General features: G+C 45.5%; 23 protein-coding genes and 2 riboswitches. Of the genes, 2 read left to right on the plus strand and 21 right to left on the minus strand.

Going from position 1 to position 23,119, the window contains the following annotated elements:
- The first annotated feature begins 71 nt into the window (after positions 1–71).
- A complete protein-coding gene (locus MOB98_RS16690; RefSeq protein WP_268361801.1) occupies positions 72–305 on the plus strand; it encodes a YgaP family membrane protein in 234 nt (77 codons plus the stop codon).
- Between the two features lie 14 nt (positions 306–319).
- Here MOB98_RS16690 and MOB98_RS16695 read toward each other — a convergent pair whose 3' ends face one another.
- Positions 320–1,594, minus strand: a complete 1,275-nt coding sequence (locus MOB98_RS16695) for an amino acid permease (RefSeq protein ID WP_268361826.1) — start codon at positions 1,592–1,594, stop codon at positions 320–322.
- A 143-nt stretch (positions 1,595–1,737) separates the two neighbouring features.
- Between MOB98_RS16695 and MOB98_RS16700 the strand changes: the two genes are divergently transcribed.
- Positions 1,738–2,160 (plus strand): Lrp/AsnC family transcriptional regulator, encoded by a 423-nt coding sequence (locus MOB98_RS16700; protein ID WP_268361800.1) that lies wholly within the window; start codon positions 1,738–1,740, stop codon positions 2,158–2,160.
- 38 nt (positions 2,161–2,198) lie between these two features.
- Here the strand turns inward: MOB98_RS16700 and purD are convergent, their stop codons facing one another.
- The 20 genes from purD to guaA all read right to left on the minus strand — a co-directional run bounded on the left by purD (position 2,199) and on the right by guaA (position 22,972).
- Complete coding sequence (gene purD / locus MOB98_RS16705) at positions 2,199–3,467, minus strand: phosphoribosylamine--glycine ligase (protein WP_268361798.1); 1,269 nt, start codon at positions 3,465–3,467, stop codon at positions 2,199–2,201.
- 15 nt (positions 3,468–3,482) lie between these two features.
- Positions 3,483–5,021 carry a bifunctional phosphoribosylaminoimidazolecarboxamide formyltransferase/IMP cyclohydrolase gene (purH, locus tag MOB98_RS16710; RefSeq protein ID WP_268361796.1) on the minus strand — a complete coding sequence of 513 codons (1,539 nt, stop codon included), beginning with the start codon at positions 5,019–5,021 and terminating at the stop codon, positions 3,483–3,485.
- Positions 5,018–5,605, minus strand: a complete 588-nt coding sequence (gene purN / locus MOB98_RS16715) for a phosphoribosylglycinamide formyltransferase (RefSeq protein WP_268361794.1) — start codon at positions 5,603–5,605, stop codon at positions 5,018–5,020. Before purN ends, purH begins: the two co-directional genes overlap by 4 nt.
- Positions 5,602–6,642 carry a phosphoribosylformylglycinamidine cyclo-ligase gene (gene purM, locus MOB98_RS16720; RefSeq protein WP_268361792.1) on the minus strand — a complete coding sequence of 347 codons (1,041 nt, stop codon included), beginning with the start codon at positions 6,640–6,642 and terminating at the stop codon, positions 5,602–5,604. Before purM ends, purN begins: the two co-directional genes overlap by 4 nt.
- Positions 6,643–6,742: 100 nt before the next feature.
- Positions 6,743–8,173, minus strand: coding sequence for an amidophosphoribosyltransferase (gene purF, locus MOB98_RS16725; protein WP_003233947.1), 1,431 nt, complete (start codon positions 8,171–8,173; stop codon positions 6,743–6,745).
- A complete protein-coding gene (purL, locus tag MOB98_RS16730; RefSeq protein WP_268367206.1) occupies positions 8,149–10,377 on the minus strand; it encodes a phosphoribosylformylglycinamidine synthase subunit PurL in 2,229 nt (742 codons plus the stop codon). The genes purF and purL overlap by 25 nt, the downstream gene beginning before the upstream one ends.
- Positions 10,361–11,044, minus strand: coding sequence for a phosphoribosylformylglycinamidine synthase subunit PurQ (purQ, locus tag MOB98_RS16735; RefSeq protein ID WP_268358763.1), 684 nt, complete (start codon positions 11,042–11,044; stop codon positions 10,361–10,363). Before purQ ends, purL begins: the two co-directional genes overlap by 17 nt.
- Positions 11,041–11,295: a phosphoribosylformylglycinamidine synthase subunit PurS gene (purS, locus tag MOB98_RS16740; RefSeq protein ID WP_003155758.1), complete on the minus strand. Its 255-nt coding sequence runs from the start codon at positions 11,293–11,295 to the stop codon at positions 11,041–11,043. Before purS ends, purQ begins: the two co-directional genes overlap by 4 nt.
- The gene (purC, locus tag MOB98_RS16745) at positions 11,288–12,013 is read right to left on the minus strand and encodes a phosphoribosylaminoimidazolesuccinocarboxamide synthase (RefSeq protein WP_268358760.1); all 726 of its coding nucleotides are present in this window, start codon (positions 12,011–12,013) and stop codon (positions 11,288–11,290) included. Before purC ends, purS begins: the two co-directional genes overlap by 8 nt.
- A gap of 74 nt (positions 12,014–12,087) precedes the next feature.
- Complete coding sequence (purB, locus tag MOB98_RS16750; protein ID WP_268358758.1) at positions 12,088–13,383, minus strand: adenylosuccinate lyase; 1,296 nt, start codon at positions 13,381–13,383, stop codon at positions 12,088–12,090.
- On the minus strand, positions 13,380–14,522 hold the full coding sequence (purK, locus tag MOB98_RS16755; protein WP_268358755.1) for a 5-(carboxyamino)imidazole ribonucleotide synthase: 1,143 nt from the start codon (positions 14,520–14,522) through the stop codon (positions 13,380–13,382). The genes purB and purK overlap by 4 nt, the downstream gene beginning before the upstream one ends.
- Positions 14,515–15,003, minus strand: coding sequence for a 5-(carboxyamino)imidazole ribonucleotide mutase (gene purE / locus MOB98_RS16760; protein ID WP_268358753.1), 489 nt, complete (start codon positions 15,001–15,003; stop codon positions 14,515–14,517). The genes purK and purE overlap by 8 nt, the downstream gene beginning before the upstream one ends.
- 141 nt (positions 15,004–15,144) lie before the next feature.
- Positions 15,145–15,246: riboswitch (purine riboswitch) on the minus strand.
- A gap of 79 nt (positions 15,247–15,325) precedes the next feature.
- Positions 15,326–15,523 (minus strand): NETI motif-containing protein, encoded by a 198-nt coding sequence (locus MOB98_RS16765; RefSeq protein WP_148963482.1) that lies wholly within the window; start codon positions 15,521–15,523, stop codon positions 15,326–15,328.
- On the minus strand, positions 15,523–16,077 hold the full coding sequence (locus MOB98_RS16770; RefSeq protein WP_009966729.1) for a DUF2179 domain-containing protein: 555 nt from the start codon (positions 16,075–16,077) through the stop codon (positions 15,523–15,525). Before MOB98_RS16770 ends, MOB98_RS16765 begins: the two co-directional genes overlap by 1 nt.
- Before the next feature lie 214 nt (positions 16,078–16,291).
- Entirely contained in the window at positions 16,292–16,459 is a 168-nt protein-coding gene (locus tag MOB98_RS16775) for a Fur-regulated basic protein FbpA (RefSeq protein WP_003244066.1), read from the minus strand.
- A 159-nt stretch (positions 16,460–16,618) separates the two neighbouring features.
- A complete protein-coding gene (locus MOB98_RS16780) occupies positions 16,619–17,422 on the minus strand; it encodes a hypothetical protein (RefSeq protein WP_268358751.1) in 804 nt (267 codons plus the stop codon).
- 209 nt (positions 17,423–17,631) lie between these two features.
- Positions 17,632–18,954, minus strand: coding sequence for a hypoxanthine/guanine permease PbuG (gene pbuG, locus MOB98_RS16785; RefSeq protein WP_268358749.1), 1,323 nt, complete (start codon positions 18,952–18,954; stop codon positions 17,632–17,634).
- Positions 18,955–19,088: 134 nt separating this feature from the next.
- A riboswitch (purine riboswitch) is annotated at positions 19,089–19,190 on the minus strand.
- A gap of 153 nt (positions 19,191–19,343) precedes the next feature.
- The gene (locus tag MOB98_RS16790) at positions 19,344–20,804 is read right to left on the minus strand and encodes a DUF4179 domain-containing protein (protein WP_268358747.1); all 1,461 of its coding nucleotides are present in this window, start codon (positions 20,802–20,804) and stop codon (positions 19,344–19,346) included.
- The gene (locus MOB98_RS16795) at positions 20,786–21,319 is read right to left on the minus strand and encodes a sigma-70 family RNA polymerase sigma factor (protein ID WP_268358745.1); all 534 of its coding nucleotides are present in this window, start codon (positions 21,317–21,319) and stop codon (positions 20,786–20,788) included. Before MOB98_RS16795 ends, MOB98_RS16790 begins: the two co-directional genes overlap by 19 nt.
- Before the next feature lie 111 nt (positions 21,320–21,430).
- A complete protein-coding gene (gene guaA / locus MOB98_RS16800) occupies positions 21,431–22,972 on the minus strand; it encodes a glutamine-hydrolyzing GMP synthase (protein WP_268358744.1) in 1,542 nt (513 codons plus the stop codon).
- Between the last annotated feature and the right edge of the window lie 147 nt (positions 22,973–23,119).

A 23,119-nucleotide genomic window follows, 5' to 3' on the forward strand; every position in this document is an offset into this window, starting at 1 on the left:
GCACGATAAAAACGTTACAAATTTTTGAAGGTTCAATTAAAAAACTTTTTTAATAAAAGGAGCAAATTTTCATGAAGCCAAACATCAGTCTCATCAATGCCGTCTTCAGAATCGCCTGCGGACTGACGATTATGTCAGCAGCCAGCGCAAAGTTTACGAAAAAGCCCTGGTGCAGAATGAACCTCTTTTACATCTTTATGGGAGCCTTGAAAGCAGGTTCGGGGATCTTGCGCTTCTGTCCTGTAACCTACATGTTTCAAAACGGCGCTTTCGAAAATAGCCAACAGGACCACCAAGACAGGTAAACAAAAAAGCTTGATCACGAAACGTGATCAAGCTTTTTCTCATGACATCCCTTTGTCTTCATATAGAGATACCCTGCGGCTGCGAGTGCTGTCGGATAAAGAAGTGCCCAGCCGCTGAACGAGTAAATCACTGCGCACGCCGCAAACGCTCCGAGCGCCATCCACCACCCTGAATCTCTCCAGCTCAGCATCTTCAAAGCTGCTGCCATTGTACATAGGTAAGATGCGATGAATGCCGCACTCGGCCCTTTTAACAGTGTCGTCAAATCGATTTGAAACAGGCCATGCACCGCAAGCACTAAGCCAAACACTGCAGCCAGCGCTGATAATACACGGATTGGCGTATGTTTTGTCTCACTGAGTTTCCCGAAATATACAGGAATGTGCCCCTCCCTCGCTAATGCGTACACCATTCTGGAAAAACCCGCAATATTGGCATGAACAGTGGCGAATGTGATAAACAGTGCTAAACAAACCGTTACATATACTCCGCTCTCCCCGGCTCCTTTTGAGATGAGTATCGCAAGCGATGCGATTTCTCCATTCTCTCCGTAGGAATGAGTCCCTATCGTCACAAATGACAGCATGATATACAGCCCTGCCACACAAGCCGCCCCCAAAAACAAGCTGATTGGGACGTCTTTTTCAGGCCGATGAAACTCCTCAGCCAATGGGGTAATCATTTCCCAGCCTACAAAGGAGAAAAAAATCATAACAGAAACAGATCCCGCGGCAGACCAGCCATGCGGGAGAAACAGCTTGAATTCCGTTATCTTAACGTGAGGCAATGACACGGCAATAGAAGTAACAAGCAGAAATACGATGATACAAATAACGAGTGTACTGATGTTTGCGGAAAGTTGAATGCCTCTCATATGCAGCAAAATAGAAACAACCAGCATACACCCTGCAATCCATGTAATCTGCCAATCCGAAGCCTCTGTGACGTAACTAACGTAATGCGCGCCAGTCAAAGCAATAATAGGGACGCCAATCGGAACGGAGCCTAACATAATCCAGCCCAAAACCGCTCCGGCTTTTTTCTGAAAAGCCAGCTGCACGTAAGCCGTGATTCCTCCCGCGCTGGGCGCTATTTTCACAAGCCGGGCCAGTGTGCCGACAAGAAGAAAAGATAAAAAAGACATGAATACCCAGACGAATAAAGAACCCGGACCAGCTGCGTCAGCGGTGACAGACGGCAGGATTAATATCCCGCAGCCTAAAACGGCCCCAACCGTTAATGCCGTCCCTTGTATCCAAGTGATAGAACGCTGTAATTCTGGCAATATGATGCCCCCTCTCTGATTGATGGCTTTATTATAGAAAAAATAAGTGTGCATCCATACGCTACAATGAAGCTAAATCAACAGCATCACCTTATGATCAAAGGAATTTTCATTCATTTACCTAAACATGCAAAGGAGGCAGACAAATGGACGATACAGACCTTCAGAATCTATCGCATTTGCAGAGAAATGGCAGATTAACGATGGTTGAGCTGGGAAAGCTTGTTGGACTCAGCTCGCCAAGCGCGGCGGAACGTGTCAGGAAGCTGGAAGACAAAGGAGTGATTACCGGCTACAGCGCGAATATCTGTTACGAAAAACTAAATAAGCACGTCACGGCTTTTATCCTGATGGAGCCGAAAAGCTGTAAACACTATGCCGCCTTTGCCATAGCGCACCCGGATGTGGCAGAAAACCACCGCATCACAGGGATGTACAGCTATGTGACAAAAGTAGTGACAGAATCAGTCCATACGCTTGAGGATTTTATTGACGCTTCGATGGCCCATGGAAAACCGACCACGCTCGTTGTGCTTTCTTCTTCTGCCCAGCATCCCGCTTTTGTATAACAAAAAAACCCGCAGCTCAATCTGCGGGTTTTCTTCACTTATTTTTGGGCAGCCTTTAAAGCGCGTGCCCCAATGTCTGTTCTGAAAAAGAGTCCCGGCTTGATGATCTCATCAACGGCCTTGTACACTCGGTCTCTCGCTGCTTCAAACGTTTCATCAAAAGCCGTCACGTTGGCGACGCGGCCGCCATTTGTAACAAACTCTCCGCCTTCTGCTTTCGTTCCGGCATGGAAGACCACAACTTGGTCAGTTTCCGCTGCAAGGCTGCCGATCAGCGTGCCTTTTGCATAGCTTTCCGGATATCCTTCTGAAGCAAGCACCACACTTACTGCAGCGGTATCCTTCCATTTTAAGCCGACTTCTTTATCATCTAAAAGATCAAGAAGCACCTGTACCAGATCAGATTCCATGCGCGGAAGCACGACCTGTGTTTCCGGATCGCCGAAGCGGGCATTAAATTCGATGACCTTCGAGCCGTTTTCAGTAAGCATCAATCCAGCGTACAAAACACCAGTGAAGGAACGGCCTTCTTGTACCATTGCTTTTGCGGCGGGCTTGACGATGGTTTCTACAGCATGGCGGACCGTTTCTTCCGAAATTTGCGGAACTGGCGAGTAAGCGCCCATTCCGCCTGTATTCGGGCCTTTGTCTCCGTCAAACGCCCGTTTATGATCCTGGGCAATCACCATTGGATACACTTTTTCTCCTTTGACGAAGGCCATCAAAGAAAATTCTTCACCAGAAAGGTATTCTTCAATGACAACGGACGCACTCGCATCACCGAACTTTTCATCCTCAAGAAAGTCATGCAGACATGCGATCGCTTCTTCCTCAGTCATGGCAACCGTTACGCCTTTTCCAGCTGCAAGCCCATCTGCCTTTATCACAATTGGAGCGCCTTTTTCCTGCACATATGCCTTTGCCTTTTCAAAAGATGTAAACGTATCGTATTCTGCAGTCGGAATGTCGTATTTCTTCATTAAATCCTTAGCGAACTGTTTGCTTCCTTCGATGATCGCCGCGGCTTTTGACGGGCCGAACACGCGCAGACCCGCTTTTTCAAATTCATCCACCAGACCTTCAATTAAAGGAACCTCGGGGCCGACAATGGTCAGGCCGACCTGATTTTCTTTTGCAAACGAGACAAGCCCGGCGTGGTCGCTTTCCTCAATGTTTACAAGCTGTGCGGAAGCTGACATGCCGTCATTTCCCGGAGCCGCAAATACCGTTTCAACGAGGCTGCTTTGCGCCACCTTCCATGCCAGCGTATGCTCTCTTCCGCCTTTACCGATAATTAATACATTCACGTCGTTTTCATCCCCTTAATGTTTGAAGTGTCTGATGCCGGTGAACACCATGGCAATGCCGTACTCATCCGCTTTTTTGATGGAATCCTCATCACGTACAGATCCCCCCGGCTGAATGATAGCCGTAACGCCCGCTTTTGCCGCTTCTTCAACAGTGTCCGGCATTGGGAAAAATGCATCAGATCCAAGTGCGCTGCCTTTCGCTTTTTCTCCTGCTTGTTCAATGGCAATTTTCGCTGATCCGACGCGGTTCATTTGACCCGCTCCCACACCGACTGTCATGTTGTCTTTCGCGAGAACGATCGCATTTGATTTCACATGCTTCACGACTTTCCAAGCAAGCTTCAAGTCTTCCCACTCTTGCTCGTTCGGTTCTCTTTCTGTCGGAATGCTGATCTCCGCATCATCAAACCCGTGCATATCTAAATCTTGAATCAGCAGCCCGCCTTGAACGGATGTCAGCTGTTTTTCTTTTTGAACGGCAGCTGTCACATCAAGCGTCAGCAGACGAAGGTTTTTCTTCGCAGTCAGGATCTCAAGCGCTTCTTGGCTGAATGAAGGCGCAATGATGATTTCTAAGAAAATGTTGTGAAGCACTTCGGCAGTTGCCTTGTCCACTTCACGATTCAGCGCGATAATGCCGCCGAAAATAGATGTTTTATCCGCTTCAAATGCTCTGTCGAAGGCTTCTGAAATTGATTCTCCTGTTCCGACGCCGCATGGATTCATATGCTTCACGGCAACCGCAGCCGGCTCAGTGAATTCACGGACGATTTGAACTGCCGCATCTGCATCCTTAATGTTGTTGTACGAAAGCTCTTTGCCGTGGAGCTGTTCTGCTTGCGCAATGGATCCTTTAACAGGAATTGCAGTTTGATAGAATGTTGCTTCCTGATGTGGGTTTTCTCCGTAGCGAAGCGATTGTTTTTTCTCAAATGTAACAGTGAATTGTTCTGGTTCTTTTTCACCGGCAACGTTTGTCAAATAGTCAGCAATCAAAGCATCATATGCCGCAGTATGACGGAATACTTTTGCCGCCAGCTCGCGTTTTTTCTGAAGTGATACGCCGCCTTCTTCTTTGATTTGATTCAGCACCGGGCTGTAATCCGCTGGATCAACGATAACCGTCACATCCTGATGGTTTTTTGAGGCCGCACGCAGCATGCCCGGGCCGCCGATGTCGATATTTTCAATCGCTTCTTCATATGTGACATCTTCTTTTGAAATCGTTTCTTTAAATGGATAAAGGTTAACAACAACAAGGTCAATCGGCTGAATCCCGTGTTCATTGATCTGCGCCATATGCTCTTCATTGCCGCGAACCGCTAGAAGACCGCCGTGAATATTCGGATGAAGTGTTTTTAGCCGTCCGTCCATAATCTCAGGAAAGCCTGTCACTTCAGAAATTCCGATGACATTCACACCGTTTTCTTGAAGAAGCTTTTTCGTTCCGCCTGTTGAAATCACTTCAACGCCAAGCTCTGTTAGTTCTTTTACGAAAGGAACGAGATTTGTTTTATCTGAAACACTGATTAATGCACGTTTAATGGTCATGCCTTTTCACCTCTGTTATTTAATCCTAATAGCTGTTTAATTACACTTGGATACCATTTATGCTCAAGCTCGTGAATCCGCTGTTCAATTGTTTCCAATGTATCATGTTCGTTAATTTCGATTGCCTTTTGAGCAATGATCGGGCCTGTATCCATTCCTTCATCAACATAATGCACAGTGATTCCTGCAACCTTCACACCCGCGCGGTACGCCTGTCCGACTGCGTCGATCCCCGGAAACGCGGGAAGAAGTGATGGGTGAATATTGATGATTTTTCCTCCGTATGCCTGAAGCAGCGTATCACCGATCAGCCTCATATAACCGGCAAGAACAATCAATTCAACATCATGAAGATGAAGCTGTTCGATAATCGCCCGTTCAAATGCGGCCTTGTTTTCATAAGACTTCGGCTCAAATGCAAAGGATGGAATGTGGAATGATTCCGCCCGTTCGATGACTTTCGCCTGCGGTTTGTCGCAAACGAGGAGCGATACGGACGCATCCCATTTCTCCTCTTTCAAGCGCGTGACAATGGCTTCGAAGTTCGAACCGTTTCCTGATGCAAATACCGCAAATTTTTTCATGAAAGTGCCGCACCGCCGAATGTGACGCCTTCGCCTTGTTTCACACGCCCGATCAAATAGGCTTTTTCGCCATGGCTTTCAAGCGTGCCAATCACATCTGTCAGGTGCTCTTCTTTGACAGCCAACACAAAGCCGATGCCCATATTAAAGACGTTGAACATGTCTTCTTCCTTCAGCTTGCCGTATTCTTGCAGGAAAGAGAAAATCGGCGGGATCGGCCATGAGCCGTTATCGATTTCCGCACTTAAGCCTTCTGGAAGCATACGCGGGATATTTTCGATGAATCCTCCGCCTGTTACATGCGCCATGCCGTCGACTTTTCCGCTTTTCACCGCAGCTAGCACGGGCTTCACGTAAATTCTTGTCGGCTCAAGCAGCTCCTCGCCAAGCGGGCGGTCAAACGGCTCGTATGTTGTTTCAAGATCCAGCTCCGCATCGTCCAGAAGTACCTTTCTCACAAGGGAAAACCCGTTGCTGTGAAGGCCGCTGGAGCTCAGGCCGATCAAAAGATGGCCCTCCTCAATGTTTTCTCCAGTCACGATTTTGTCTTTTTCCGCCACCCCGACTGAGAAACCGGCAATATCGTATTCATCAGCTGTATATAGTCCCGGCATTTCAGCCGTCTCGCCGCCGACTAAGGCTGAACCTGACTGCTCACAGCCGTCTGCCACACCTTGTACGATCTGCTCAATTTTCACAGGGTCCGCTTTGCCGACCGCTAAATAATCGAGGAAAAACAGCGGCTCTGCACCTTGTGCCAGCACGTCATTAACACACATCGCAACAGCGTCAACGCCAATTGTGTCATGCTTATCCATAGTAAAAGCGAGCTTTATTTTTGTGCCGACACCGTCCGTCCCCGAAATTAAAACAGGTTTTTGATAAGAAAGCTCAGACAGGTCAAACATGCCGCCAAAACCGCCAAGGCTGCCCATAACGCCAAGCCGTTTTGTGCGCTCCACATGTTTTTTCATTCGTTTTACAGCTTCATATCCGGCTTCGATGTCAACTCCTGCGTTTTTATATGCTTCAGACATCCTATTCACTCCTTTAAGGCGCTTTTCAAAATATCTCCCCAAACGAGGGCAGAAAGAGAAAGGCAGCCGAACTGCGCTGCCTTTATGTCATTTTCAAGTTTTATTTGGTTAACACTGCTTCTTTCACATGAGGAAGCACTGTATCCTGGTAAATTTCAGTCGGATATTTTCCTGTAAAGCATGCGAGACACTGTCCGCAATTCGAGTCATCGTATTTTCTGCCGATGCCTTTCAACAGCCCTTCCACACTTAAAAATGAGAGAGTGTCGGCTCCGATTTCCTGACGGATTTCTTCAACAGAATGCGAAGACGCGATCAGTTCTTCATGTGTGGACGTATCAATGCCGTAAAAGCACGGATGGGCGATCGGCGGTGAACTGATTTTCACATGCACCTCGGTCGCACCCGCTTCTCTGAGCATAGTGACAATCCGGCGGCTTGTTGTTCCGCGCACGATAGAGTCATCTACCATGACGACGCGTTTGCCTTCCACAACCCCGCGCACAGCAGACAGCTTCATTCTGACGCCTTGCTCACGCAGTGCCTGAGACGGCTGAATAAACGTTCTGCCTACATAGCGGTTTTTGATTAAGCCAAGCTCATACGGGATGCCTGTGGCTTCTGCATAGCCGATTGCCGCAGAAATACTGGAATCCGGAACTCCTGTTACAACGTCAGCTTCCACTGCAGATTCCTGAGCAAGCATTTTCCCAAGGTTTTTACGGGCACTGTGCACGTTAATGCCATCAATGTTGCTGTCAGGCCTTGAGAAATAAATGTACTCCATGCTGCAGATGGAACGGTTAATATTCATGGAAAAACGCTCTGATTTCATGCCTTCATCATTGATAATCAGCATTTCGCCCGGTTCTACCTCACGAAGGTACGTTGCACCGACAACATCAAATGCGCATGTTTCTGATGCGACCACATAAGCGTCGCCCATCATGCCGATTGACAGCGGTCTAAGCCCGTTCGGGTCAAGTGCGACAATCATTTCGGTTTCGGTCATGATCAGAAACGCGTAGGCGCCTTTCAGCATGGAAAGCGAGTTTTTAATTTGATCCTTCAGCGTGAAGTGGCCGCTTCTTTTGATTAAGTGAGCCAAAACCTCTGTATCTGAAGAGGTCTGGAAGATGCTTCCTTGGTTTTCAAGCTGCTGCTTCAGCTGAGTGGCATTGACAAGATTTCCATTATGAGCAAGCGCCAGGCTGCCGTTGTTTTGGGAACGGAAGAGGAGCGGCTGAACATTTTCGTATCCGCCGCCTCCAGCCGTTGCGTACCGAACGTGCCCGATTGCGCCTTTCCCCTTTACTTTGCTGAGCTCGCCATTTTGAAACACTTCAGTAATCAGCCCTTGGCCTTTGTGCGCTGTCAGCTTTTCACCGTCAGTTGCTACAATACCCGCGCCCTCCTGTCCTCTGTGCTGAAGGCTGTGGAGGCCGTAATACGTGATTTGCGGGGCTTCTTCATGTCCCCAAATCCCAAAAACGCCGCATTCTTCATTTAAGCCTTTGATTTCAGCAAGCATGGGATAGCTCCTTTCCATGCGCGCTCAAGCTCTTTCGTTTGCGCATGAATCAATTGTTGTCCGTCTTGGTTTTGAATCGCCAACATTCCGTCAGCCGTTACCTCACCGATATGAACCGCATCTTTCACAGCTGCTTCAAACGCTGCTTGATGCTCTTTTTTCACAGATACGACGAAGCGGGATTGAGATTCAGAGAATAATAACGCTGCTTCCCCTTCTACAGTCACGCTAGCACCAAGGTTTTCCGTCGTCATGACACTTTCCGCAATCGCTACGCCTAGGCCGCCTTCAGACACATCATGCGCAGATTGAACAAAGCCTTTTTTAATCGCGTCAAGCAATGCTTTTTGGCGTGACAGCTCTACATCAAGATCGATTTGCGGCGCTTTGCCGTAGATGCGGCCTTCTGTCATTTTTTGCAGCTCGCTACCAGCAAACTCTGGTTTTGTTTCGCCGATCACGTATACGAGATCTCCCGCTTGTTTGAAATACTGTGTTGTAATGTGTGCCGTATCTTCAATTAAGCCGACCATGCCGATAACAGGTGTCGGGTAGATCGCCGTGCCGTTTGATTCGTTATATAGCGATACGTTGCCGCCGATCACCGGAGTGCTGAGAACACTGCACGCCTCGCTGATGCCGTCAGCGGCTTTTTCGATCTGCCAGAAGATTTCTGGTTTCTCCGGGTTTCCGAAGTTCAGGTTATCCGTGACTGCAAGCGGTTCTGCACCTGAGCAAATGATGTTGCGCGCCGCTTCAGCGACAGCGATTTTCCCGCCGACTTCAGGATCGAGATAGAGATAACGGGCGTTACAGTCTGTTGTCATCGCCAGCGCTTTTTTCGTTCCGCGGATTCTGAGAACACCTGCGTCAGACCCAGGAGCGACAACTGTATTCGTCCGCACCATGTAGTCATACTGATCGTAAACCCATTCTTTGCTTGCGATCGTTGGCTGCTGGAGAAGGGCCTTCAGCGTTTCATTCGCATCATCAATTTGCGGAGCCGGAACGTCCGTTTCTAAAAACTCACGGTAGTAAGCGGGCTCTTGAGATGGCTTGTGGTAAACCGGAGCTTCTTCTGCCAAAGCATCAACAGGCAGCTCACATACAATCTCACCTTTGTGTGTGAGGCGAAGCATTTTATCATCTGTCACACGTCCGACAGAAACCGCTTCAAGATCGTACTTGTCAAAAATATCGATGATTTCCTGCTCACGTCCGCGCTCGATGACCAAAAGCATCCGTTCCTGTGATTCAGAAAGCATCATTTCATAAGCAGTCATGCCGGTTTCACGCTGAGGAATCAGGTCAAGATTCATTTCAATGCCGGAGCCGGCTTTACTTGCCATTTCTGCACTTGAGCTTGTTAAACCGGCAGCTCCCATATCCTGAATGCCGACTAAGGCGTCGCATTGGATGACTTCCAGACATGCTTCAAGCAAAAGCTTCTCCATAAACGGATCGCCGACTTGGACAGCAGAACGCTTTTCTTCAGACGAGTCTGACATTTCTTCAGAAGCAAACGTAGCGCCGTGGATTCCGTCACGCCCTGTTTTCGCTCCTACGTACATCACTGTGTTGCCGACACCCTTCGCCTGGCCTTTTTTGATGTCTTCATGGTTGATTAAACCGACGCACATGGCGTTGACGAGCGGATTTCCTTCATAGCTGCTGTCAAACTGCACTTCTCCGCCGACTGTCGGGATGCCGATACAGTTGCCGTATCCGGCGATACCCGCTACTACTTCTTCAAACAAGTACTTCACGCGGGGTGAAGTCAGTTCACCAAATCGAAGAGAGTTCAATACAGCGATTGGGCGTGCACCCATTGAGAATACATCACGGATAATGCCGCCTACGCCAGTAGCAGCGCCTTGGTAAGGCTCTAGAGCTGATGGGTGGTTATGTGATTCAATTTTGAACACAACCGCTTGGTTATCACCGATATCAACGATTCCGGCGCCTTCCCCCGGCCCCTGCAGCACACGCTCGCCGCTTGTCGGGAATTTACGCAGAATCGGCTTTGAGTTTTTATAACTGCAATGCTCAGACCACATGACAGAAAAAATTCCGATTTCTGTGTAGTTCGGCAATCTTCCAAGAATGGATTCTATCAATGCAAACTCATCATCACTGACACCCATTTGCTGATACAGTTTCTCTTCTTTTATTTGTTCTTTACTTGGTTCAAGCAGTAGTGACATGAGTTTCCCTCCAATTTTTCACGATAGACTGGAACAATTTAAGACCGTCGGCGCTTCCAAGCAGTTCATCGACCGCGCGCTCAGGGTGAGGCATCATGCCTAATACATTGCCTTTCTCATTCACGACACCGGCAATGTCGCTGACACTTCCATTAATATTAGAGCCGTATGTGAAAGCAATTTGATTGTTTTCCTTTAATGAAGCAAGCGTCTCTTCATCACAGTAGAAATTCCCTTCACCATGGGCAACCGGGATGGTAATCGATTGGCCCTTTTCGTAGGAAGATGTGAATAAGGTTTCATCGTTCTGCACAATTAATTCAACCGGACGGCAAATAAATTTCAAATCTTTGTTGCGTCTCATTGCGCCTGGCAGTAGGCCAAGCTCCTGTAAAATCTGGAATCCGTTGCAGACGCCGAGAACAGGTTTTCCTTCGGCCGCCGCCTGTTTGACAGCTGGCATAATATTCGCAAATCGGGCGATAGCGCCGCATCTTAAGTAATCGCCGTAAGAAAATCCTCCCGGAATTAACACGCCGTCGAAGCCGTCAAGGCTTGTTTCCTCATGCCAGACATATTCGACTTCATGGCCGAGCTCATCCTTTACAGCATGATACATATCGATATCACAGTTGGAGCCGGGTAACACAATCACCGCAAATTTCACTGTGCGACTACCTCCTCAACTTCATATCTGTAATCTTCAATCACTGTGTTTGCAAGAAGTTTTTCGCACATTTCTTTTACTAGAGCGTCCAGATCACGGTCAGATTTTTCAATGGTTAGCTCCATGTATTTTCCGATGCGCACATCTTGAACTTCGTTATAAGTCATACTGTGCAAGGCATGCTGGACAGCGCTCCCTTGTGGATCTAGTACACTTTCTTTTAAACTGACATAAACTTTTACTTTATACATGATGAATGCCTCCCAGTCTTTTGAAAATCTCTTCATATGCGTCGGTTAAGCTTCCCAGATTGCGCCTGAATAAATCTTTATCCAGCTTTTCGTTCGTGTCTTTATCCCACAAGCGGCACGTGTCAGGAGAAATTTCATCCGCCAAAAGCACTTGCCCTTCTGCATCTAAACCGAATTCAAGCTTGAAATCTATTAATTTGACATGACAATCGTCAAAAATGCTTTGAAGCTCTTCATTTACTGTTTTTGTAATAGACTTAATGGCTTCTACCTGCTCAGGAGTCGCCGCTTTCAACAGCCAAATATGATCTTCTGTGATGAGCGGATCACCCAGCGCGTCATCTTTGTAGTAAAACTCGATTATGGGCTGTTCAAGCTCTGTGCCTTCTGGAATGCCGAGACGCTTGGACATGCTTCCTGCCACCACATTTCTGACGACGACTTCAAGCGGCACAATCGTTACCTTTTTAATGAGCTGCTCCGTTTCTGAAATGCGCTCAATAAAGTGATTGTTAATGCCCTTAGCATGAAGGTGTTTGAAAATTAAGCTTGAAATTTCGTTATTTAAGCGCCCTTTTCCTCTGATTTCTGCTTTTTTCTCGCCGTTAAAGGCAGTGGCGGAGTCTTTATACACGACATACAGCGTGCTTTCGTCATCGGTTTTGTAGATCTTTTTTGCTTTTCCTTCATATAAAAGTTCATTCTTCACAATATTCACGGAAGGCCTCCTAACCCGAATGTTGGGAATTTTCAAACGATGGCGGCATAGAAGAAGCCGCCTAACAGCTTCTTCTATGCCAAACCTAAACGTTCAAAGATCAGATCAACATTTTTCAGATGGTAGTTGTAGTCAAAACAGTCGGCAATTTTTTCAGGAGAAAGACGGGAAGTGATTTTCTCTTCCGCTTCCACAAGCTCACGGAACGGCACTTGTTTTTCCCACGCTTCCATTGCTTTTGGCTGCACTGTATCGTAGGCTTCTTCACGCGTCATGCCTGTGTCAATCAAAGCAAGCAGCACGCGCTGAGAGTAGATAAGGCCGAGCGTGCGGTCCATGTTGCGCTTCATGTTTTCAGGGAAGACCGTTAAGTTCTTCACGATGTTAGAGAAGCGGTTCAGCATGTAGTTCAACGCGATTGTCGCATCGGGAAGAATAATCCGTTCAGCTGATGAGTGGGAAATATCGCGCTCATGCCATAATGGAACATTTTCGTAAGCTGTCATCATGTATCCGCGGATGACGCGCGCCATGCCTGTCATATTTTCAGAGCCGATCGGGTTGCGTTTGTGCGGCATTGCAGATGAACCCTTTTGGCCTTTCGCGAAAAATTCTTCTACTTCGCGTGTTTCACTCTTTTGCAGTCCGCGGATTTCCACTGCGAATTTCTCGATGCTTGTCGCGATTAAAGCAAGTGTCGCCATATAGTCAGCATGGCGGTCACGCTGAAGGGTTTGAGTTGAAATCGGTGCTGCTTTCAATCCGAGCTTCTCACAGACATATTGCTCAACAAACGGGTCAATGTTCGCATATGTGCCGACAGCTCCGGAAATCTTCCCAACCTCAATGCCTTCCTTCGCTTGTTTGAAACGCTCAAGATTGCGTTTCATTTCTTCATGCCAAAGTGCAAGTTTTAAGCCGAATGTTGTAGGCTCAGCGTGCACGCCGTGTGTGCGCCCCATCATGACTGTGTATTTATGTTCTTTCGCTTTTTCTTTTATAATGTCAACAAATCTCTCAAGGTCCTTGAGCAGAATATCGTTTGCCTGTTTTAATAAGTAAGAAAGAGCAGTATCTACAACGTCAGTTGATGTTAAGCCGTAGTGCACCCATTTTCTTTCTTCGCCCAATGATTCGGAAACGGCGCGTGTAAAAGCGACAACGTCATGGCGCGTGTCCTTTTCGATTTCAAAAATGCGGTTGATGTCAAATGACGCGTTCTCGCGCATGGCCTTTACGTCTTCTTTTGGAATGACGCCAAGCTCCGCCCACGCTTCACAGGCAAGAATCTCCACCTCTAGCCATGCTTGAAATCTGTTTTCATCCGTCCAAATCGCGGACATTTCGGGTCTTGAATAACGTTCGATCATTCTGCTTGTCCTCCGTCTCTATTCATCCATTTATTTGTGATCTCCTGAATCCACTGGTCTTCAGGCTGCTTCATAAATGTAATATGCCCCATTTTGCGGCCTTTTTTGATCTCATGTTTTCCATATAGATAGAGCTTTGCCTCTTTTAAAAGCTCCTGTTCTTCCTCAACAAGCTTCACTTCATCACCGAGAAGATTCACCATCATGCCCGGCTTCAGCAAATCTGTCTTCCCGAGCGGAAGGCCGCATACCGCTCTGATATGCTGTTCAAACTGGCTCGTCTCGCAAAGGTCCAGCGTATAATGGCCTGAATTGTGCGGTCTTGGCGCCAGTTCATTGACCAAAAGCGCTCCGTCCTCTGTCAGGAACATCTCAACAGCAAGCGGTCCGACAAGGTTAAGCTCGGCTGCAAGCTTAACGGCCAGCTCAGCAGCCTTCTGCTGAATTCCTTCCTCCACCCGTGCAGGCACGATGCTTTGGAAAAGAATATTGTTGTGGTGAATGTTTTCAGCTGCCGGAAATGTTGAAATTTCACCGTTTACCGATCTGACAACGATGACCGACAGTTCCATTTTAAAAGAAACCCAGCTTTCAAGAATGCAAGTGCCGTGCTCTAAAAGAGCGGCAGCCTGCTCAATTTGCAGCTCTTCCTTGATCACAAATTGGCCTTTGCCGTCGTATCCGCCGCGGCATGTTTTCAGTACTGCGGGAAGCCCCAGCTCCTGTACCGCCTGTTTCAGTTCATCCTTTGTTTTGACGATGCTGTACGGCGCGACTTCACAGCCCGCGGCTTGAATTGCTTTTTTCTCTGTTTCACGGTTTTGGGTAATGAGCAGCAGCTCACTTCCTTGCGGGAGATACGCATGATCTTTTAGCCAATGCAGCGCATCATAGTCGATGTTTTCAAACTCATACGTGATGATATCGCTGATTTCTGCCAATTTTCGAATCGCTTTACGGTCATTATAATGAGCGGTAATTTCGACATCCGCAACCTGCCCGCAAGGCGAATCTTTCACCGGATCAACGACTGCGACTTTATACCCCATTTGTTTGGCGGACACAGCCATCATTTTTCCAAGCTGCCCGCCGCCGATAATGCCGATTACAGCTCCCGGATTGATGATTTGTTTAGACAAGCTGATCACTGCTTTCTAACACCGTCTGTTTTATATTTTCTCTTCTCTCTTCCAGCTGATGGGCAAGATTTTCGTCAAAAGCTGACAAAATTTGCGCCGCTAACAGGCCTGCGTTCACAGCGCCCGCTTTGCCGATGGCTGTTGTCGCAACAGGCACGCCCCCAGGCATTTGGACGATGGAAAGAAGCGAATCCATTCCGTTCAGCGCCTTTGACTGAACCGGAACTCCGATGACCGGCAGTGTGGTTTTCGCCGCCGTCATCCCTGGCAGATGTGCCGCCCCTCCGGCACCGGCAATAATCACCTTGATGCCTCTATCTCTGGCAGTTTCAGCGTATTCAAACATCAAATCAGGCGTCCGATGAGCGGAAACGACCTTTTTTTCGTACGGAACATTAAGTTCGTCAAGTATGTCGCATGCGTTTTTCATTGTCTCCCAGTCGGAAGTGCTTCCCATGATGATTCCTACTAGCGGCTGCATTCTGTTCCCCACCTTCTACTGCTTTTGTTTTCAGAAAATAAAAAATACCCGCTCTGCATTGCACTTATGAGGAAGCAATACAAACCGGGCATGGTACATGTATCGTCAGTCGTTCGCTTCTGCGATATATCCATGTCAGTTTTATCGATCACTTTCCTGCATAGTCCGGCAATTTACGGTTGCCGGGTAGAAACTTATGGGCCATATTCCCAAGATTATATGAGGTCGTGTTTTGATTTCATGTTTATCTTAACAACGGACATGGATAATGTCAACGATATTATCGAACGATACAAAAATTCATTCTACTAATGTTCGTGTTTTAGATCAATTTCCCTTCAAATACGATTTTTTTCCCGCACGGAACGATCTGAATTGACCCATTTTCCTTCTTTTCCATAAAAACAGGCTCTTCCATCCGCCGTACAGGCAGATATCCTTCTTCTTTCATTTGCTGAAGGACCGCATCAATCGTTTGCTGCTCTGTCACTTCAAACTTTTTCTTCTTCGGCTTTGCCATTATTCTTTAATTCTCCTCTTCTTCACCGCTTTGACCCAGAAGCCGCCGTGGATTGTTTTTGGTTCATACGCAATAATAAATGCTTTTGAATCTAATGTTTTAATCGTATCATACAACTGGAGTTCATATCTTCTCGGCGTCAGAATCTGAAGAGCTGTGCGGTCGCCTTCAAGACCGCCGGCCACCCAATTCGTCACGCCGTAGCCTTTTTCCCGAAGCTGCTTCGGAAGATCAAGATCGAGCTCTTTCGTAATCACATTGACCATAATATAGCCAAGCGCCAATTTTTCTTCTATTTTCATGCCGACAATGACGCCAAGACCGTAACCGAGCGCATACGCAATCACATTTTGAATCTGGTCTAAATTATCGAGGACCAGACTCAATCCTGTCACATAAACCAGTATTTCAATCGTACTGATGCCCGCTGCTAAATACCGTTGGCCTTTCAGTGTTAAAATCATTCTTATTGTAAAAAATGATACATAGACAATATTAATAATGAGAATTATGAGTACCATAGCTATCCCATTTGATAAGATGGTTTGCATCATTTTATTTCATCCCCCTACTCTTCAGCTTGCTCAAAGCATTCATATTCTACTAGAGAAATGAGCCGTTTACAATCAGCTTCGCACGTAAGCTTAAGCAAAATATTTCGACATGCTTTAACAGGTTGAACAGTAGTAGTTTACCCTCTTTCTCGCCTTTTCAAAATCAAAACAAAAAAGCCCGCTTATCAGCAGACTTACCTCTTCTCATCTATTGTCAGATCTCTTTTTTCATTTTCTGAAGGGACTTGTATTCTTTTTCAAGCTCACTCAGCGTATAATCAGCCAGTTGTTCCCCTCTTCCCTGATAAAACTCCGAAAGCAGTAATTTGGTTTTTAAAAATTGTTTCTTTTGATTAATCGCGCGGCGAAGTACATCAGCCATGTCCATCATCCTCCTTAAACATAAAGGTTTGTGCGCTGGACGTTTACAGCATTTTCCCCATCATACATGGATTAATCCTACAAATCAACTATGTTTTTTAGATATATTTGTAAAAAGTGTGACATTAAAAAAACCGGCTAAGAGCAGCCGGTTTTTTCATTAAAGCGGAATCAGCGACGCCGTGAAATATTCAGAAATAAACGGCCACGTCACCGCCGTAAACAGCAGCGCTACCGCTACCACAGCAAATACACAATAGATATAGTCAATCGGTGCATCCTGTGCCGCCTGGTACTCACGCTGCACATACAGCGCCATCATAAAAAAGATTGAAAACAAAATCAGCACTGTAAACAGAACTGTCAGCATCGGGATATTCACGATCGCAAAGATCAGCCAAAGGATTGAAACAGCAATCACCGGTACAAGCAAGGAACCCAAACCGGCTGCCGCTTCTCTGAACGTCACCTTCTGCTTCATCATATAGCGGGAGACAGCCCATATAGCAAAGACCATTACCGCAAAAAAGATCAGCAAATACACAAGAACAACTAAAAACCCGTCATAGAAAGCATGATGTCGTTCTCCGAAACCGAGCGGCCGATTCCAGCTCGCCTTTAACTGAAACCAGTTCCCGATTGAAAAGATGATACTAAAGATAAGCATTGAAATCAGGCCATACTTATAATGTGAAAAACCATCCGTTACGACGGTTTTCGCCGGTGATTTTAAAATCGAGAACGCAAAGCCGCAATATCTGTTAATCGCTGCCCATACCGACGCAAGCTTGTCTTTAGCAATTGATTCACCGCGTTCTTTGTGCGGTTTCTGCTTTTGTTTTTGCTTCTGCTTGCTTTGCCGGCTCGCAGTCCTGGACATTCTCGATAACGGCTCTTCATCTGCATCTATTCTTTCACTCTGGTTAACTTCTTCCTCAAACGTTTCTTTTCTTTCTTCCGTCATGTCAGCAACTCCTATCAAAAAAATACGGCGGAATACCATTCAGCAAGAAAATAAAACACTTATATAAGGTACCGAAGCCTTCCTGAACAGTCAAGTCATTTCCATTTAAGTAAAGCATGGCGGCACATCTACATGACGGTATATCGTATGAAATGGTTTTACCTTTTGCAACAAAAAAACCAGCTGCGCCCGCAGCTGGTTTTCATTCTTTATTTTAAGAAGATAAAGTACAGGATAAATATGACAAACAGCCCGTACATGATTGGATGAACCTCTTTGGCTTTTCCTTTGCACACCATCGTAATCGGGTAGAAAATAAACCCGATGGCAATCCCAGTCGCAATGCTGTACGTTAACGGCATCATGATCATGGTAAGGAAAGCAGGAACGGCCACTTCGAACTTATCCCAAGCGATTTTGCCAAGCGGCGCCACCATCAGTGCGCCAACAATGATCAGCGCCGGAGCTGTTACGTTTGAAGTAACAACGGATAGAAGCGGTGAGAAAAATGTAGCCAATAAAAAGAGAATCCCAGTTACAATAGCCGCAAATCCTGAACGGGCACCCGCAGCAACACCTGAGCTTGATTCCACATAAGAAGTTGTAGTAGACGTACCAAGCACGGCACCGATTACAATGGAAGATGAATCAGCTAAAAGCGCACGGCCCGCACGCGGCAATTTGTTTTCCTTCATTAAACCAGCTTGAGTCGCCACAGCAACAAGTGTACCCGCTGTATCAAAAAATCCGACAAACAAGAACGTTAAAATGACGATCAGCATTTGGACGGAGAAAATATCCGGCAGGTGTATCCACGCTTGTCCGAAAGTCGGCGCAAGGCTCGGCACACTGCCGATAATTTGAGACGGAACCGGAACCAATCCGAAAATCATGCCGGCCACCGCTGTTAACAGCATCCCGATAAACACGCCTGCGTTCACGCGAAGCACCATTAAAATAACTGTTACAATCACACCGAAAATCGTTAACAGCACAGGGCCGCTGTGAATGTTTCCGATTGTGACAAGTGTAGAAGAGTTCGCTGTAATAATCCCTGAACCTTGTAAGCCAACGAATGTAATAAACAGTCCGATTCCCGCGCCGACTGCCAATTTCAGCTCAGGCGGAATGGCGTTGATGATTTTTTCACGAAAACCTGTTAAAGAAAGAGCAACGAAAATAAGACCTGAAATAAAAACACCAGACAAAGCTGCCTGCCATGAAATGCCCATACCGAGGACGACAGAAAACGCAAAAAACGCGTTCAGTCCCATACCGGGCGCGATGGCAATCGGATATCTCGCTATCAATCCCATTAAGATACAGCCTGCTGCAGACGCCAGCGCTGTCGCTGTAAAGACCGCACCCTGGTCAATTCTCAGCGCCTCCGGAAAATCTTTCACGCTCTCCAAAGCAAGCGTAATCGGATTGACGAACAGAATATATGCCATAGACAAAAAAGTCGTTAATCCGCCAATGATTTCATTGCGATAGCTGGTGCCCAGCTCATCAAACTGAAAAAACTTTTTCAAGCTATTTGACTCCCTTCACTCTTTGCTATTTATTCTGTCCTGAAAACGCCAAATAAAAAACGCCCCAATTATATTGGGACGCTTGACTACAGACGGATTCCAGCTTGAATAAATAAACGTGTTTTATTTATATCAAACGAAAGAAATGTTTACGTAGTCAAGCCATTTACGGTAGCTTGGTAGAAACTTGCGAGCCATATTCCCGCGATTATACGAATTCATCTTATTTGATTTCTGTGTCTATTGTACCAAGTTCATTTTGAAATGACAATATAAATAACGAACATTACTTATTAAAAAAATTGGTTTATTCGTCTATTGACTAAATTGGCAACAATGATAAAAACCGTATGCATGGCTTCATACGGCTTTTCAACTTACTAATGATTTTATGTTACAGGCTGATTCACCTGATGCACTGGTACAGTAAACGAGAATGGCTTTAGTTGAATCAGGTCATTTAAAATGCCTTTATCAATATACAGACCGTATTCATTAAACTCAAAATGCTTTAAAGACAGCTTATCAAGATAAGCGTCATTCAATTCAAAAGTTGATACCATTTCGGCTGTGTCCATATTCTTCACTTCAGCTTTATTCCATTTTAAATAATAACCTTCTTCATAATAAGCCATTGGATCAGACCATGATTGCATTTTTTTCATATCACCAAGGCCAATCATTTCGCCTATATTCACTAAGTCATCTTTTGACATATTTGAAGTATCAACTCCAGTGAAACGGTAATGAACCAATACTTTCCTCCCTTCTTGTTTAATGTTATTGATTTCTATCCCTATGTTTTGATGCTTTGTTTCCGAAAGACGATACGGCATCTCTGCATTTAGCGGAACGATTTCACTGTCCTCAGCCTCAGATCTAATATCTGCTATTAATGTTAGCTTTTTCGCTTTTGGATTGATTGGTGATTCTAGCTGTGTTTGTCCTTTTGCTCTTACCGTTCTCCCATTTATTTTTTTCCGGTCTCCAAGTTCAATGTTTGACGATGTCATCTCATATGTGTTTCCTAAATCATCTTTGACTTCGTTAATTTCAACCGTATCATGCTTTGCTAAACCTTGATAATCAATTGTAAATTGAAGGACAGATCCAAGTTTCCCGTTCTCCACTTGAATATTGGAAAATTGATAACGATTATGATAAGCCGATACAATTTTTGCGCTTTCTAAATAACTAGTTTTGCTTTTGGCAATAGGCAGTTTAAATCTCCAATTCCCCTGTATTTCATTAATATGAGTAATCACAAAAGGCACGGTATCCCCATTTTTTATTTCAGTACCATTTGTATAAATCCTTAATTGTCCTGCGTATTGCTTATTATTTAATTTTTTAAGCATTAAAGAATCGTAGTTGATTGAAAAGTTGTCGTTATAACTCGTTTCGTCGACATCATACATGATCTCTTTTTCATCAGACTGGAAGTTATCAACAGTGAAGTTATAAACAAGCTGTCCGGCATCGTAATAGGAGCTGTTTACAGAAACAGTGATTCCCCTGGACTCTGCTTTTTCATTTAAAGCTGTGACCAAATTGCTTTTAAACAATGATAGACCAACTTTATCTTGAAAATCTTTATAAATTTGTCCGACAATGGGGATGCTTCCCATCGCTTTGTTTACAGAGGGAAGAAAAAGACCAGATGATAAATACAATATACATACCACAGCAGCAATAGCCATTCCATTTGTAATAGGTCGTGCCCATTTAAAACGGCGCCTTGTGTTACTTTCATTTTCAGCACGAACGACAGCTTGATGTATTGCCTTTTTGAGTGCTTTCTTTGGCACTGCTATGTCATCATACATCTGCTTCACTTGGTGTTTGTCCATTTGTTTTGATCCTCCTTTTCCAGCTCCTGTTTCAATGCTTTTCTCGCTCTATGTAAATGTGTTTTAATTGTGCCTTCTGCCATACCTGTTTGTTCAGCTATCATTGATATTGAATAATCTTGAAAATAATATAGCTGAATCGTGAGCTGAACATGTTCATCAAGTGTATCAAGTGCATTTCGCAGGTCTATATATTCCTCAATATTACCTTGAGCGATTCCAGTGTCGTGATGTTTCTCAAACGGAACCAATTCTCCTTTCTTTTTAGTCATGGCAAAAATGGAATTAATCAATATTCGAGTAAGCCACGTTAAAAAATACTTTGGCTCTTTTAGTTTTTCTATACTGATAAAAGCTTTATAAGCTGTTTCCTGTACAGCATCAAGTGCATCTTCTTTATTTCTTAAATAGAGATAAGCTGTTTTATATAAAGTCTCCTGATGTGCCAGCATAAGCTTTTCAAAGGCCCGAGCATTTCCTTTTCTCGCCTTTGTAATCAATCTTTCTTCCTTCACCTTATCCACCTCCTATGTTGTTAGATACGAAAATTGTCGAAACGGTTTCAAAAAGTTAACAAAAAAACGTCCCTTTTATAAAAGGGACGTTTTTTCATTGTTGTTATTTACTTATTCCCACTCAATCGTCGCAGGCGGCTTACTTGTAATATCGTACACCACGCGGTTAATGTGCTTCACTTCGTTTACGATACGTGTCGAAATGACTTCAAGCACATCCCACGGGATACGCGCCCAGTCAGATGTCATGCCGTCGATTGATGTAACGGCGCGGATTCCAATTGTGTAATCATATGTTCTTGCGTCACCCATAACACCGACGCTGCGGATGTCAGGAAGAACAGTGAAGTATTGCCAGATATCACGCTCTAATCCGTGATTTGCAATTTCTTCACGCAAAATCGCATCTGATTCACGAACGATTTCAAGTTTCTCTTCTGTTACTTCGCCAAGAACACGGATTCCGAGTCCCGGTCCTGGGAATGGCTGGCGCCACACGATTTCATCCGGAATGCCGAGCTCTGTGCCAAGCGCGCGCACTTCGTCTTTGAAGAGCGTGTTTAACGGTTCGATCAGTTCAAACTGCATGTCTTCAGGAAGCCCGCCGACATTGTGGTGAGATTTGATCGTTTGCGCCGTTGCTGTACCGCTCTCGATGATATCTGTGTAAAGCGTTCCTTGGGCAAGGTAGTCGATGCCTTTGAGCTTGTCCGCTTCATCATCGAACACGTAAATGAATTCATTACCGATGATTTTGCGTTTTTGCTCAGGGTCAGAAACGCCTTTTAGTTTATTTAAGAATCTGTCTTTCGCGTCTACTTTAATTACGTTCATGTTAAAGCCTTCGCTGAATGTTTTCATAACACCTTCAGCCTCGCCTTTACGGAGAAGACCATGATCTACAAAGATACAAGTCAGCTGGTCGCCGATCGCTTTATGAATCAAAACAGCAACAACAGAGGAATCAACGCCGCCGCTTAGCGCGCAAAGAACCTGCTTGTCTCCGACCGTTTCACGGATTTTTTGCATTTCAATTTCGATAAAGTTCTCCATTGACCATTCGCCTTCGCATTCGCAAACGCCGAATACAAAGTTTTTCAGAAGATCATTGCCGTATTCAGAGTGGCGCACTTCCGGGTGGAACTGAACGCCGTACCATTTTTTGTCCGCTTTGCTCATCGCTGAATTCGGGCAGTGATGGCTTGTCGCGTCAACAGTGAAGCCTTCAGGAACTTCTACAACCAAATCACCATGGCTCATCCAAACCACTTGTTCGTTCGGAAGATCTTTGAACAAATCAGGTGTGCCTTCGATGCGGATGTTTGCTTTTCCGTATTCACGCTGGCTTGCCGCTTCAACTTTACCGCCAAGGTAATGAGTCATCAGCTGCATGCCGTAGCAAATTCCCAAAACAGGAATATCAAGCTCGAAAATTTTCTCGTCACAGCGGAAAGAGTTTTCATCATACACACTGTTTGGACCGCCGGATAAAATAATTCCTTTTGGATTCATTTCTTTAATTTCTTCAGCCGTCAATGTATGTGGATGCAGCTCGCTGTATACACCGAATTCACGGATACGGCGTGTAATCAGCTGGTTATACTGACTGCCGAAATCAAGGACAAGAATCATTTCATTCACTAACTTTGTCATGGTTGTCACCTAATCTCCTCTAAGTTTTTTGACACAGAAAAAAACGAGGACAGATATGAAGCACGCTCCGCCCTCTTTGGCAAGGCCGTTTGCCGGAGTCAGGCAACTCGCTCCCAGACTCCGATAATATTCACTAATTCTAACAAC

This window comes from Bacillus sp. N13C7 (assembly GCF_026790065.1).
Classification (GTDB): Bacteria; Bacillota; Bacilli; order Bacillales; family Bacillaceae; genus Bacillus.